Raw genomic sequence first — 14,681 nt, forward strand, 5'->3', positions numbered from 1 at the left:
CAGCAGGCACCGATCGCCTACGAACAGCAGCCAGCTACCCAGACACTCGCCGCATAACGACACGAACAGGTGTCCACTCCTCGGGGGCAAGGCCCCTCTTACTGCAGGACCGCGAAAAACTAACGGGGCAGGCCCAGGCTGATATTGGTTTGATGGCCCGCTGGTCGTCCGATCGATTGTTCGCCTTGGGGTCTGGTGCCCATCGGTTGGTGGAAGGGGCCACCGGGTCCTGCGCGTTAGAATTGGATCTCTAAATAGTCCCCGAGGGCAGACTGCCTCCTAATCCCACGAGAGCCGGAGTCATCTCTCCTGGGTAGATCGCCGCCCGGAAGTAACACGCGCTTTCGGCGCGGCTGTCACTGTCGGGCGGAATCTGCCGTCGGCAATCCGCCGTACTTGAGTTGGGTTAAGAAGTGCGGGCGGTGGAATCCGTCCAGCCTGCTGCAATCGCCACTTTCTGACGGGTAGTGATCATTGATGTACACATTTAAACGAGTTGTAGCTTTTTGCGGCATACTCGCTGCGCTCAGCGGCGGGTCGATGGCTTCGGCGTCTGCCACCCCTGCAACACTGCCTACCGCATTGCACCAGATTCCACCTAGCTCGGTCGATCCGTATGCCAACGCCCCCATGCGTTTCTGGATTCACAATGAAACCAATGAGACTCTCACGCTGACGAACGTCAGGTACGTACCGGAAGAATCGCACTATGAATTGGGGTATGACGTAGACGACGCCCTGGCCATCGGTCCGCATGCCGTCGCGTCATTCGTTATCGGAGCCAAGTACACAAGCCTCACCCGGGGAACTGTGTACGCGCTGGATTACTCGGGAGACCAGGGAGGACACTACTCGTTCGTGGCGGACACTAAAAATGCATGCAAAGTGTACGTTTCGGGAGGGAAGAGCACGGGCTCGGCCAGCGGTTATGATTTCTACCTGCGTTCGTGATTCCGGGATCGCGGCTCTTTTGCGGCCGCTGCCGACGCCTGCCGTGCCGATCTGGTTCCGGATGCGGCGCGACGGCTGGAACGCCTTCGTCACCGTTTACTTCCGGCCGTCAGTGTGGCCACCCGTGATGCGGTCCACACCTGGTCCTCCGCCCACCGGTGAGCGGCCGGCCCCTGCTCAGGATACACAGCCAGATTCTCCAGGGCCGGGAAAACCGGCACCATGACCCGCCCGGGTCCCGGGAGGTCCAGCCGCCTGCATCCGCACCGCCTCACTGCAGAGGCCGCCCGCCCATCTGCGCATGGACCGTCTTCCCCGACGACGAGTTTCGCTGGTACAGCACAGGGGCCGGGGCCGAGTCATGGGTGGGGGCTGGGGGCCCGCGCGGAGGCGGTGGCGTTCGCCGCCACGGCGTGCCGGCCCTGCTCCCGCCGTGCCATCAAGCGTGGGAGTCACCGCCAGTCAGTAACGGCTCGTCGTCTGGTGGCTGACGGATGTCTTCCCCGGGCGGTGCTCACTGCCATGTTGAGGGCCGAGCGGGGGTTGACGGTGTAGTTCCAGCCGCCGTGGAAGCGGTGCCGGCTCACCGCCAGCGCGTCGACCTGCGCGTCGCTGAGCCTTCACGCCGGTGTCGTATCTGTCGTGTCAAGGGGTGGCCTCGACCGTCAGTCCGGTGCGGGTGGTGGCCGCCGCGATACCAGACGGTGCGGTCGTGGCTGCTCAGGGGCAGAGGCCTGCCCCGCCAGTTCATGGAGATGCGGGAGAACAGCGGTGCTCGATCCGTTCCACGTCGATGTGCCCGGCGGATTGCACACCCGGTCTCGGTGGCCAGGGCATCGAGTTCACTCTTCCATGTGCGGGTGCGGTAACCGCTGGATCCGCCCGCGTGGGCGGTGACCAGGAGCTCTGTGGTGTGTGGGTAGCCGTACCGGCCGCGGGCCTGCCACCAGCGACCGATGGGATTCCACCCAAATGTGGCGGCCTCGTGGTTAGTGACGCGGACCCAGCCGGTGTTCGCCGCGATGCCGTCCTTCCCGCTGCTGACGAACCGCCCCCAGGCCATCGAGCGGGAGGCGACATGGCCTGACAGCTGGGGACGTTCAAACGTCGTGCGGCTGGGGAGCTGAGGCCGTACGTCGACACCCGCATCCCCCAGCTGGCCATCCAGCGCTCCTCCAGCTCCAGTCCCCCCTCCTCGACCTCTGCCGCCAGGGACCTGTGGGCTGAAACTTCCAGACAGGATCCGGCCGGAACCACCCGGCGATACGCAGTCTCTGGTGCGCGTGAACTTCCCGAGGGGCCGGTGCTGCGTAAGGGCGGAATAGTTCACGGCCGTCAGCGGGGCGGACCGCTCCGGCGTTTCGCCAAACGGCCCCGGCTGGTCTCGCGACCGCACTACGGGTCGGGTGGACATCAGTCTCATTTGCACCCCCGTGCCGACCACTCGTGCGGCACCGGGTGCTCCAGCAACACAGCGTCAACGCCGACTACGGAACAGAGCCGTTTGATTGATGGCCCGCGCAGGATCACGCCGCCCGATGAGGCAGCGACGCCCGTCACCCGATGCGATGTTCCTCCGATGGTTCGTCTTATCGGATGTCCTCACAGGGGGCGTAGCACTGCGCAGACTGAAAGCAGATCAAACCTTTTTCGCCAGATTCGTCCAAAATTTGGGGATGTGCTCCATGATCACTCTTACTTCCCTCGCCACCACTCCCCCTTCGGCGGGCACCACGAAGAGCGGCAGGGGAAGTGCTTCGGAGCATTGGTCTCTGCCGTATCATGCGGGTGCAGCGGGCGTGGCCCGCGGTCTGGCGCGGGAAGCTCTTAGGACATGGGGTGTAGGCGAGGGCTGTGTGGACACAGCTCTGCTGGTGGTCTCCGAGCTGGTTACCAATGCCGTGGAGCACGCGCTGCCGCCTGTCTCACTTCACCTGACGCAGCCTGCTCCGGGCCAGGGCACGCTACGAGTGGCAGTTGCCGACGGCGGCCCCTCGGAACTGCCAGGTGCCTGGGTGGCAAGTTGCGAGCCTGACGAACACGGCCGCGGGAGCCTCATCGTCAGCGCGCTGGCGGCAAATCACGGCGCTACGGCGGGTATGGACAGCATCACCCATTGGGCCGACCTGGCGCTATTGTCTTGATCTTGTGTGGCCGGGGCCGTCGTCCCCGGTGTCCGTGTCGAGGGCAAGGAGTCGTTCCTGCCTCATGGCGGTATACGCGGGGGCCTGGTGGAGTGATCAACACCCGCACCGGCAGCTTCCCCGGCGCCGCTACCAGGAACTCGGCGCCGGCTGGCACTAACGCCCTCTCACCCCGCCCGCAAGACCCGCGACCTCGTCCGCCAGCTCCGGGCCCTCGGCCAGCAGGTCACCCTCGCCACACCTCGGTCTGACTCCAGCCGCCCCCACCTGCAGAGAGACCGTCCGGCTCCGCCGAACGGCGCTGACGCCTGCCTGCCTGAACGTGGATTTTCCGTTCAGCATCCGCCTGTCCAGGATTCGGGAACGAGGCCCACCTACCGCAAGACCGAGGTTCCCGAGGCGGCCGACTACTGCATCTGCCCCGGCACCGTCACCCCGCGCCCTCCTCATCTGGCTCGGATGCCTGAATATTACCTGGGCCCACTTGACGGGATTGTGTTTTGTTCATGAAGGTGGAGTAGAGGAGCAGGCCCACAAGCAGAGCTTTGACGGGGGGCCCAGAGACCGCCAGCGGCCGGTCGGGAAGGGTTCGCTATGTCGTTGCGCATCAGCCGGGCGTCAGCGTCTGTCTCGTATCCATTGCGCCGCGCCACGGACTGGCCTGTCTCACCTCCAGGGCTTCGGCGCCACCGCCATAGCGGGGGGCCGGGTGCCGTCAAGCGTCCAGCACGGCGTGCTTCCGATCATGTTAAACCGGCTGTGTGTCGGCGGCGGGGCGCTGCGTACCGCCGGATCGTTGCCTCGCCTCGTCGGCACCGGGTTCGTTCGTGTGCTGGTGGGTTGCGGGCGGGGGGCGGCGGGCGGAACGACAGAGAAGGTGGGCCTCCAGGGCGGCTAGAGGGGCCCCTGGCGGCGGGGCCGCCGACTGATAGGCCTGCGGGGCCAGTGGCGGATCTGATCGCCGTGGCCGCGCTGGCCCTGGTCGCGTATCCGGTGCTGCTGGGTGTTTTGATGGCTGTGTCCGGGGGATACCGGGCACAGCGCTGGTTCGGCACGCTGAAGTGCATCCGGCTCAGTGTCGCGCTCGGTCTGGTCGTGGCTCTGGGCGGCGGTTTCTGGATGTGGCCAGATGTGGTGGCCCCCAGGCTCGGGGACAGCGGATCTGGCTGCTTCCGCTCCCCCGCTTCCCCGGTGCGGGCCGTGCGGGCGGGCGGGCCTCGGGGCGGCCTCTCCTCTCCCAGTGAGCCACCAGTGCGGTCACAGGGTGCTGCCGCCGGAGCGGCCTCTCCGGCGGCGAAGCGGGACCAGCGGCCGGTGCTGATCGTGTACGACGGCGGTAACGGCGAGGACTGGACGGCCCGTCTGACGGTCCAGCAAACAGCCAATCTTGCTTCGCACTTCGCGCCGTGGACGGTCAAGCCGGTCGCTCGCTACCAGGCAGGGGAGGCGCGTAAGCACTCGGCGGTCGTCCTGTATTTCGGCTCGGCGGACAACCCTGGTATCCCAGCGTCCTTTCTTGGAGATGTGCTGACTACTGGGGTGCCGGTGCTGTGGGCGGGTGAGAATCTTGAGCGACTGGCCGGCCACGCACCCCGGACGTGGAAGACCCGCTACGCCTTTAATGTGGCAGGCGGTGTCCACGGCGTCACCGGCGTTGAGTACCGAGGCACCACCCTGACCCGCTATAGTCCGCGGGACGACCAGGGTGTCCGGCGGGAGATGGCAGATCCTGGCCGGGTGAGGGTACTGGTCCGGGCGCTGGCTGCAGACGGTGGGCGGCCCCCTTGGGCTGTGGGTGCAGCGAACCTTGGTATGTCGGGGAGAACCCCTTCCGGTACCTGGCCTACAGTGACCTGCTGTTTGACGTACTGGCTCCTGGCGCCGGGGAGCGTCACCGCGCGCTGGTGCGGTTGGAGGACGTCTCCCCCAACGCCGACGCGGGCAGTTGCGGGCGATCGTTGCCTGTCTGCACCAGGCCGGTGTGCCATCTCCCACGGCTGGCGCACCCGCTTCACCCCCCGCACCCACATCTCACAGCAAGGCCTGACACAGCTGCGGCCCTTCCTCCGCCAGCGCACCCTTCAGGGCCATCTGCAGTGCCGGGCAGCAATCCCCCGTATTCTCACCGCCCAGCTGCCGGACCGGACCATCGACGATCTGCTGATCACCCTCACGCTGGCCCTGCCCGTGTTGATGACGACGTTCTCCGTCACAGCTTTCTACGCCTCGCTCACCGTGGCCACAGGCGGCGGGACACATGTTCACTGCCCTCACCGCAAATCACGGCATCGTCCTGATCCTGTGGGGACTGGTCTTTCTCGGCATCGCACCGGTATGCGCCCGCGCCGACCACCAGGCCGCACGGACCAGCATCCCGCGCAGCATCGCCTACGGCCTGCTGTTTACCCTTTGGCCAAAACCCGGCGCCTGCCCGAACCGCCCCGACACCCTGCGCAACCACCCGCCACAACCCGCCTCGGCACGACAGCAAGGCCGGGCCCGCCCCCCATGCCGCCTCTCTGTGATAAGGCCGCCCGGCAAAACCCCACCACCCCAACGCGGTGATCACATGTTCCCGGCACGCCTCCCCTCACGCAGACTCCGCGCCGCGGTCATCCTCGGCACCCGGCCTGAAGCCATCAAACTGGCACCGGTCATCCGGGCGCTGCAGAACTCTCCCCTGTTCACACCGTTGCTGATCAATACTGGTCAGCACCGCGACATGCTCGACCAGATGCTGCCACGCCTCGGCCTCACCGCCACCCACGACCTCGCCGTAATGCGCGAGCGCCAGCCACTGTCCGCGCTCACCTCCCGCCTGACCGGCGGGCTGGGCGAACTGATCCGGGACGAACGGCCCGATCTGGTCATCGTCCAGGGTGACACCAGCACTACCTTGTGCGGGGCCCTGACTGCCTTCTACGAACACATCCCGATAGCTCACGTGGAAGCCGGCCTGCGCAGCGGCGTCATCGACAGCCCCTTCCCCGAAGAAATGAACCGGCGCCTTGTCACCCGCATGGCACGCTGGCACTTCGCCCCCACACCCCGCGCCGCCGCCGCCCTGACAGCGGAAGCCGTACCTGCTCACCAGATCATGATCACCGGCAACACCGCCATCGACAACCTTACGTGGGCCCGCAGACAGCCCGGTGGCCGGTCCGCCTTCCGCACCGCACACCGCGGGCTGCTCGTCACCCTGCACCGGCGAGAAACCCAAGGACCCCGCATGCGGTCACTTGCCAGGACACTACTGCAACTGGCTGAACGGCCCGACATCGAAATCCTCCTTCCCCTCCATAAAAACCCCGCCGTCCGCGACGTGCTCATGCCCGTCCTCAGCGCAAGCCCCCGCATCACCCTGACCGAACCGCTCGACTACTTAGACTTCATTGCAACCCTCGCCGCCTCCACCCTCGTCCTCACCGACTCCGGCGGCATTCAAGAAGAGGCACCCAGCCTCGACAAACCGGTACTGGTCCTGCGCGATGCCACCGACCGGCCCGAAGCCGTCAGAGCAGGCACCGCCCAGGTCACCGGCACCGATCCCCGCGCTGTACACGCCGCGGCCACCGCCCTGCTCGACAACCCCGTGCTCTACGCCCGCAGGGCCAGCGCCGCCAACCCTTTCGGCGACGGTCACGCCTCCGAACGTATCGTCACCGCTCTCGCCCACGACCTCGCCCTGTCGGCTCCCGCGCGAGCCCTCCACACCCCCACCGCCGGATGAACGCCCCAACGGCAGCCGGACCGGCGCGATCCTGCTAGCTAGGTGTATTGACCCGCAGGGTTGTTGACGCGGGTGATGGGTGGCTTGCCTCCGAGTGCGGTGGCAGCGGTGCTGGTTGTAGGTGTGAAGGGAGTCTGCCAGGGCTTGGTCCGCTCGTCGTTTGAGGTGCAGGGCCGCAGGAGGCCCACTCGTCCAGCAGAGTGCGGGTAGGGTCGGCCGAGCGGCGAGGTCCCTGCTGGGCAGGGCCTTTTCCGCTCGGCCTCCCTCCGAACCGGACGGGCCCGCTTTCCGAGCATCCGGCTCTCCAGTGACTACTGCGTGAGCATTGCGTTTGGCTTCCCGGTGTGGATGCGCTCGTGACAGGCATCGCAGACCACGAGGGCCTTGCGCCGACGCCTAGCCATGAGATTCATCCAATCGGGGGACGGGGCATCCAGACGGTTGAGGTCGTTGAGTGACCTGATGTGGTGAACCTCCACCTCACCAGCTTGACCGCAAACCTCGCACCGATTTCCCTGAAGTCGCCGGATCAGCTCCTTGTGGGGATAGGCAGGACCCGCCAGACGGTCAGTCAACACCCCCCGCCGTCTTCTGCCGCTTGAGGGGAATCCCTCCGAACCGTGCTACCAGTTCCTTCCTGTTGTCCCGTGGCATGCGAGCCTCGAAACAGGTGCGCGGTCCGTACGGCGTCTGGATCTTGGCCTTGAAGCGGGCCGCCATCTTCGACACCGTGGAGCCGTGCTTTCGCGCCAAGGTCCGGAGCATTGCTGTCTCCATGATTCCATCTCCTGGAGATTGGGATTCAAGCAATCAAGCCTTCGCCATATCGCGCGGGCCTTCCCAGTACGCCGTCCCTGACATCTGAACCCGGCTGCTGGTTTCCTGGCATGCTCTGGTCCCCTTCACCTTTCGGATCCAGGTAAGCCATTAGGCCCAGGAACCTCCCCCTCGATTTCCTCCCGGCTATGCCGGGGATACGACAGAGCGCCTCGTGGCGCACTTGTAGCGTTCGACTTTGCCGGCGGGCGTGGGCACGCGCTGGTCGATGCACTGGCTGACCACTGGCGTCGCACTCATGCCCAGGAGGTCAGTACGAGCTGCACGGAACTGTGAGGTCCTCATCAACGAGTACGTCATCGTGCGGAGCTTCGGTGTGCCGCCAGTCTGCCACCGTTCAGGTGGAGCTTGGTGTGGACCTGGCCAAGATAGTGCTTCACCGATTGAGTACTAATAAGGAGCTCTGCTGCAATCTCTTCGTCCGAAAGGCCCCGGCCAGCGAGATGGCTGACTTCTGCCTCGCGGCTGCTCAAGGGAGCGGTTCGTGATATCACGGCAGGTCTGGGGGCTGCTTCCAGACGACGAAGTTCTTTCTCGCAGCGCCTGAAGAAAGGCTGGGCCTCGAGAGATGAAAGGCGACGCTCCGCACGCTTAAGATATTTTCTCCCCTCTGTCAGGAAGCCCCTTGCAGCGAGCAGCCTTCCATAATCTTGCTCTAGGCGGGCCTGATGCAGCACAGGAGTATTAGGATCAGGGTCTTGTTGACAGCCCTGCTCGTATTGCCGCAACGCGATGCTGTCGCGGCCTTGAGCCTCAGCCAGCTGACCAGTTAGCCAATGGGTTACCGCCTTTAGCGCGGGAGACATTTCAGCCATCTCACGCAGACGGGCCAAGGATTTTTCGGCGCTGCCGAAGTCGCCAGTACCGACGAGTGCCTCAATGTGCAGGGGTCGCCAATAGGCTTCATAAAGATTAGTCAGCCCATGCTGGGGCGGCTGAAGGATCCGATTTAGGGCCTCGAGCATTCGGTCCGGTTCAGCGCGCGCTTGAGCCATGACGGCCCAGCCAATAGCGACGAGAGTTCTCGACCATACCGGAACAAAGGCGTGAGCGCGTTGTTCCGCTGTCTGCAGCAGCTCTTCCGCTTCAGACCATCTGCCTCGCCCGGACAGAACCCACGACAAATATGCACACGACGAAGCGGAAGCCCATGGCTTTCCTTCCAGCCTGGCAATAACTGTGGCCCTCTCCCCCTTGACCTTCGCCATATTCCAGTCTCCCAGCATGTAATGAGAGACGGCGAGTGCACTGTAAGCGTATTCCGACATAATAATCTGGCCGCTGTCTTCGGCGATCTTCAGGGCTGAGTCAAGGTCTTCCACCGCAGAGACGTAGTCTCCGGAAGCACAACGAAGAGAACCGCGCCACGCAAGGATGTAGGCGTCAGGCGATTCCACTTTCGAGGCTTCTGGCAGTGGAGCGAGGCGCGACAGTTCGGCGACGGCAGCCAGCGGCCCTTCGAGCATACCGCGTACAACAGCCACACAGACCTGAGCGCGGCGAGTTACCCGCTTGTCTACATGTGAAAGCTCAAGAACGCGTTGGTAGGGGGACACATCTGCCTGGCCCAGGAACATGCGGATGGTGCCGAGCCAGAACCCCGCCTGAGCCGCAACCCAGTGTTGCCCTGGAATTCTTTCCGTCGCGAGCAGCGTTTCGCCCAATAGATCCTGCGCCTCATCCAGCTTCCCCCGCGAAAGCGCGTAGGAACCTATGATCAGACTGCGCAACGGGCTGGGCGGAAAACCCTCAATGCGAGGGATGAGGGTGGATACACGGCTGAAATTGTCAATAGAGATGAGATGGGCGGCAGCGGACAGGATGAGCTTTTCCCGCCCAGCTGATTGGCTGACCAGATCAGCGGCCCACAGAAGGTAATTAACCCCGCGCTCGACACGGTCAGCGTCAATGGCGCGAAGGGCTTCTGATTCGAGCTCATTCGCGAGCTCCTGGTCAGAACCGGCCACCGCAGCGACTTTGTGCCGCCACGCGGCATGGTGTGCGACCAGCGGCGCAGTCGCTGCGTGCAGCTCACGACGCCGAGCAGGACTCATCGCGGATATGATTGCCTCACGCTGGACGTCACTGGCGATCATGACTTGTGTCTCTGTCTCGCTCCTCCACGCGCGAAGCAGCCCTGCAGCCACTGCCGACCGCAACGCGAGGGTGGCATCCTCGACCTTGCCCACTCGCGTTACGAGTCCGAGAGGCGCCTTGGACTCCACCACCGCGGCCGCCTGCACCAGGTGCTGCGCGTCCTTTGGCAACGTCGCGAGCTGCTGGCGCACCGCCTGGGCCAATGAAACGGGAATAAGCGAAGAACTGAGCTCATCAAGATTCTTCTCTTGGAGCGGCTGGTGTAGCAGCGACTTCAAATAGAGGGGGTTGCCCCCTGTGAGCCGATAGAGCCGGTCGGCCATCTCTTTATCTATTGACAGGTTAAGCACCTTCTTCGCAAACTCCTGCATTCCTGCCGTATCGATTCCAGGAATCACGAGCCGGGTCGCGAAAGGATGCGCGCTTAGGAGGTTCCGCAGTTCGGCCAGTCGCGCTTCTCCGCCGATATCGTCGCCACGAGCGATAAGAACGAACAGGACGGCATCCGCCTCCGCGCGGCCGATCACAAATTCGAGAACTTTCAGCGAGTGAGTGTCAAGCCATTGAGCATCCTCCACTACCACTACAACCGGCCCGTACTCCTGCACCTTGTCGAGAAGTCTCAAAAAGCGGGCCCCCACTTGGAGGGGCGATGCATTGGCGCCATCTATGCTCAATTTCGATAAAGCATCGGAGTTTTCCCATAGCCGGGCAGCCAGCTGTTCGATAGCCGTGTATGGCAAATCCTGCTTATCGATATCGAAGGAGGACATCAAAAATGTGAACTTGTCAGACCGGTGCTGTCGCAGCCACGCTCTGACAAGTATGCTCTTACCAGCGCCGGCTTCACCCTCGATCAGGACCAACCCCGGGCGCCCTGCACTCGACTGCGCCAGAATCTGATCGAGTCGAGCAATCTCCGACTCCCTGCCGACGAGCACCACGCTCATCCTCATCACCTCGGCAAGCGGCGTCAAAGCCGTATCCGTATCCGAGCCCTCAGCCAAAGCCTACGCCTCAGCTGGCCTTTAGCGCGTGCCCTCAAATTGAGGGTATACAGCTTGTGTTGAGGTGAATACCGGGGGTGGGCTGTACGGGCACTGTTACGCGCTCGGGCCGCTCGGACGGACGAGGCAAACGTGCCGCCTGGCCGGCCGGAAGACGCCGACCTCTGGGGAAGAGCGCGGACTGCGGCCGCGCCGTTTCACCGGGGCGGCGCTCTCAGGTACGCGTTGTGCTGGTAGCGCCACAAGGCGTATACCAGCCGAGCGGACCGGTGCGCCGTGGCTGGGGCGAGCAGGCCCAGGAGTTTGTGGCAGGTGACGGGGCGAGGCCGGTGGGGCGGCTGCTGTCTGGCGTGGCGCGTTCGAGGGCGGCTACGACGGCGAGGAAGGCGTAGGCAGGGCTGCGGTGCTCCAGCGGTGCCAGGAGGTCCACGTGGTGACCTGGCCCTTGCCCAGGGCGGTGGCGTGCTTGGCGGTCGGAGTCTTCCTCGATCTTCCAGCGGCAGCACACCACCCACACAAGCTTCGCCAGCGGGGCCGGGGCCGGTGACCAGCAGCGGAAGAAGGAGACGGTGCCGGTGTAGCGGTGGCGGCGGGCCAGCAGGACCGAGACGCCTGCGTTGTCGTGTCCGCTGGGAGTCGTCGGCGGCGACCTCGAGCAAGAGGATCGAGCCTGTCGCGGGTTCCTGAAAACTGACCCCCAGGAGTCTCTTGGGTTCTAACTAACGCTTGTCGCAACACTCTTTGATCATGATGGGTGTGTTGATGGCGAGGCGGGGCATGAAGCGCAGGCTGGACCTTGAGGCGAGTACTGGCGTCTGCTGGCGTCGGGCACGGGTGCGGTCGAGGCGTGCAGGCATCTCGGGATTGGAAGGAAGACCGGCTACCGGTAGAGGGAGGAGAGCGGCGGAGTCCCGGCGGCTCATCTTCCTGAGGTATCCCGCTCGGACCGCTAGCCTCGCCGTTTCGCTTGGGTTCGGCGACTTTCTGGGGAAACGCGAAAGTGCCTTCCTGACCTGGGACGATGACCTTGCTGAGGGGTTCTGTCGGTCCAGGCGGAGGGCACTTTCTGCGTGCAGGGTATCGGGTTGCGTCCCCAGGTTCAGGCAGTGCCGATGGTGCGGGGGTGGTCGGTCATGCCGGGGAACGGTTGCTGTCCGGTCTGGCCGGTGTCACCGGGCTGACCGCCGCGTACTCCACCGCGCTCGGGGCGCTTCGGCCTCGCGGGACCGGACACGGTCCGGGACGGATCGCCACCGGTCTGGCGGTGATGCCCGCCGACGGCGGCGGGGCCATCGCGGATCTGGCCGTACTGCGGGACCAGGCCGAAGTGTCCGGCTCGGCCGCCCCGGCACCGACGGCCTGGCGGCTGCCCGCCCACATTGACGACGAGGAGGCACTGGCCTCATCTGCGCTCGGCCCGCGCTCCGGCCCGGGAGGCCGCCTGGCTGCAGGCCGCCGGGCGCGGTGAAGGCATCCCCGCCGCCCGGGCAGCGGGACGCATGCTGCCCGGGCTGGTCCTGGACCCCGGCGCCACGCTGGTGGCCTGTCATTTCCGAAAAGGAACAAGCAGCACCCACCTGCAAAGGCGGTTTCGGTTTCCACCCGCTGCTGTGCTTCCTGGCCAGTTCCGGCGAGGCACTGTCCGGCAGGCTGCGGCCCGGGAACGCCGGCGCCAATACCGCAAGCGATCACATCACGGTCCTCGGCCAGGCCCTGGCGCAGATCCCCGACGCCCACCGACACGGCACCGGCATCCTCATCCGCACCGACAGCGCCGGATCCGCGAAAGCCTCCCCCCGCCCACGTCCGTGACCTGCGCAAACGAGGGTCCCGCACTTCCTTCCCGGTCGGATACGCCATCACCGAGCCGGTCCGCCGCGCGATCCGGGCCCTCCCCGACCGCCCCTCTGGCATCCCGCCCTGGACCAGGACGGGACACTGCGCTCCGGGGCCGGGGCCGCGGAACTGACCGGCGTGGTTGATCTGGACGGCTACCCGGCCGGCACCCGCATCACCGTGCGCCGCGAGCGGCCGCACCCGGAGCCCAGCTGCCCCTGTCCGACCAGGATGAGGGCATGCGCCATCAGGCGTTCCTCACCGGCACCCCGTCCTGCGGCGGCGGTTCCGCCCAGTTCCTGCAGGCCCGTCACCGCGGGCATGCCACCGTCGAGAACCACACCCGGTGCGGCAAGGCCACCGGCTTCGGCCGCTTCCCCTCCCGCGACTTCGGTGTCAACGCCGTCTGGCTCGAACTCAGCCTCGCGGCGACCGGCCTGATGGCCTGGATGCGCGTCCTGCTGCTGGACGGCGAACTCGCCACCGCCGAGCCGAAGAAGCTCCGCTGCCGGCTGCTGCACGTCGCCGCCCGACTCACCCGCGGCGGCCGCCGCCTGAGCCTGCGGATACCTCAGACCTGGCCCTGGAGACACGAACTGGCCACGGCCTTCCACCGCCTCGCCGCACTGCCCCGACCCCCCGGCTGACCGACAACCCCCTGCCCGCCCACGACCCGAAGAACCTCGGAGAACCCGACCACCGCGCCGGGACCCCGCCATGCCCGAGCAACGAAACCACCCCACGCACCCGGCAGCAGACGATCAGCGACGTCTCATCACCCCAACCGAAACAGCGAGGCTAGGGTCGAGGAAGTCAAGGTAGCCCCCTCTTTCCCTCGTCGGCCCGACGGGTGTACTCCCTGATGGTTTCGGCGAGGTGGAGCAGGCCGAGCTTGCCGGCCGTGCTGCGGATGCGGGTGGAGACCAGCTCGCTCAAGACGTTTCCCTCATGCTCGGGGGCGTGGTGAAGGGGCGGGTGCCGGTCAGCTCGTCATAGACCGGCAGCGGACGGCGTCCGCCCTCGATATGGGTGGCCGCGGCCCGGTTCAGCAGAGCCCCGCAAAGGCCCCTGATTCCTCGCCCCGAGCACGATCGCGACGGGACCGCGGCAGGGCATCGCCGGTGGTGGTCCGGCGTCCCTTGCCCGTGGGCAGGCCGTCCCAGTGGGCCTCTTCGACGACACGGACCCCGCGGCCGATCGCCCGCGGGTGGGTCGCCAGCAACGTCTCGCCGCTGGAGTCGGCCATGGTGGAGTGCAGCATGATCTGCGACTTCGTGGCCCGGATCTCCACCAGCTGCCGGGGGCGGACCCTGCGGGTCGGCACCAAGTAGAGGTTGCCGCCGAAGGCGACCAGGCAGTCCTTGCCGACCGGCCGCAGGTGCCGCTCGGCCACCAGATAAGAGGTCGGCGGAAGAGGCTTGAGAGCCACGTGATCACGGGCCGCCCGTTCTCCGATGATCTGCTGGTGAGTCCTGTGGGCCTGAGCCCGTCGCTGCGGGACCCAGGTGATGAAGGCGGCGTCCATCTCCTCGACGGAGGAGAAGGACCGGCCGGACAGGACGTGATCCCGGACGATCAGAACCTGCCGCTCGACACGTCCCTTGCCCGTGGGCCGGTAAGCGGCAGGGCGGATTCGCACGATCGTCGCAACGTTGCAGGTCTCATGCTGTCAGAGCGGCGGTGAATAGCTCGGCCGGGGTCCGCCATCCCAGCGTCTTTCTGGGTCGGTTGCTGAGGCGGTCCTGGATCGCCTGTAGGTCGTCGGCCGTGTGGACGGATAGGTCGCTGCCTTTGGGCAGGTACTGCCTGAGCAGGCCGTTCGTGTTTTCGTTCGTACCGCGTTGCCAGGGGCTGCCGCGGTGCGCGACGAACACCCCGTCGTGGAAGAACGGGGCGAGCCGGTCGTGGCAGGCCATCTCGGATCCTTGGTCCCAGGTGAGCGTCATCCGCGCGGTGTCGGGAACGTCCCGCAGCGCGTGGACGATACGTTCGCGGACCTGGTCCGCGCCGTGGCCGTCGGGCAGGGGGACGAGGCGGACATAACGGGTGCGGCGGTCGACGAGCGTGGCGATGGCGGTG

General features: G+C 65.8%; 8 protein-coding genes and 4 pseudogenes. 3 read left to right on the plus strand and 9 right to left on the minus strand.

Going from position 1 to position 14,681, the window contains the following annotated elements; translation table 11 throughout:
• Positions 1 to 1,061: 1,061 nt before the first annotated feature.
• Positions 1,062 to 1,204 (minus strand): annotated as a pseudogene (locus AC07DW_RS30445) (IS630 family transposase); the annotation flags it as partial.
• A 330-nt stretch (positions 1,205 to 1,534) separates the two neighbouring features.
• Positions 1,535 to 2,374: an ISAzo13-like element transposase-related protein gene (locus AC07DW_RS30450; RefSeq protein ID WP_478860901.1), complete on the minus strand. Its 840-nt coding sequence runs from the start codon at positions 2,372 to 2,374 to the stop codon at positions 1,535 to 1,537.
• Positions 2,375 to 2,636: 262 nt separating this feature from the next.
• On the opposite strand from AC07DW_RS30450, the gene AC07DW_RS30455 reads away from it, so the two are divergent.
• The gene (locus tag AC07DW_RS30455; RefSeq protein WP_478860902.1) at positions 2,637 to 3,095 is read left to right on the plus strand and encodes an ATP-binding protein; all 459 of its coding nucleotides are present in this window, start codon (positions 2,637 to 2,639) and stop codon (positions 3,093 to 3,095) included.
• Between the two features lie 2,257 nt (positions 3,096 to 5,352).
• Positions 5,353 to 6,825 carry a non-hydrolyzing UDP-N-acetylglucosamine 2-epimerase gene (gene wecB / locus AC07DW_RS30460; protein WP_478860903.1) on the plus strand — a complete coding sequence of 491 codons (1,473 nt, stop codon included), beginning with the start codon at positions 5,353 to 5,355 and terminating at the stop codon, positions 6,823 to 6,825.
• A 38-nt stretch (positions 6,826 to 6,863) separates the two neighbouring features.
• Here wecB and AC07DW_RS30465 read toward each other — a convergent pair.
• From AC07DW_RS30465 to AC07DW_RS30480, 4 genes and pseudogenes are all read right to left on the minus strand, one after another.
• A pseudogene (locus AC07DW_RS30465) lies at positions 6,864 to 7,030 on the minus strand (integrase core domain-containing protein); the annotation flags it as partial.
• Positions 7,031 to 7,136: 106 nt separating this feature from the next.
• Positions 7,137 to 7,403, minus strand: a complete 267-nt coding sequence (locus AC07DW_RS30470) for an HNH endonuclease (protein ID WP_478860904.1) — start codon at positions 7,401 to 7,403, stop codon at positions 7,137 to 7,139.
• Positions 7,393 to 7,602 (minus strand): hypothetical protein, encoded by a 210-nt coding sequence (locus AC07DW_RS30475; RefSeq protein WP_478860905.1) that lies wholly within the window; start codon positions 7,600 to 7,602, stop codon positions 7,393 to 7,395. Before AC07DW_RS30475 ends, AC07DW_RS30470 begins: the two co-directional genes overlap by 11 nt.
• Before the next feature lie 356 nt (positions 7,603 to 7,958).
• Complete coding sequence (locus AC07DW_RS30480; protein WP_478860906.1) at positions 7,959 to 10,709, minus strand: ATP-binding protein; 2,751 nt, start codon at positions 10,707 to 10,709, stop codon at positions 7,959 to 7,961.
• 1,097 nt (positions 10,710 to 11,806) lie between these two features.
• On the opposite strand from AC07DW_RS30480, the pseudogene AC07DW_RS30485 reads away from it, so the two are divergent.
• Positions 11,807 to 13,249, plus strand: a pseudogene (locus AC07DW_RS30485) (IS1380 family transposase).
• A gap of 129 nt (positions 13,250 to 13,378) precedes the next feature.
• Here AC07DW_RS30485 and AC07DW_RS30490 read toward each other — a convergent pair.
• The 3 genes and pseudogenes from AC07DW_RS30490 to AC07DW_RS30500 all read right to left on the minus strand — a co-directional run.
• A pseudogene (locus AC07DW_RS30490) lies at positions 13,379 to 13,538 on the minus strand (AAA family ATPase); the annotation flags it as partial.
• Between the two features lie 109 nt (positions 13,539 to 13,647).
• On the minus strand, positions 13,648 to 14,241 hold the full coding sequence (locus tag AC07DW_RS30495) for a Mu transposase domain-containing protein (RefSeq protein ID WP_478860907.1): 594 nt from the start codon (positions 14,239 to 14,241) through the stop codon (positions 13,648 to 13,650).
• 22 nt (positions 14,242 to 14,263) lie between these two features.
• Positions 14,264 to 14,681, minus strand: a 418-nt coding sequence (locus AC07DW_RS30500) for an IS30 family transposase (RefSeq protein ID WP_478860908.1), incomplete at its 5' end; no start/stop codon positions are given.

Source organism: Streptomyces sp. NPDC045701 (assembly GCF_056432045.1).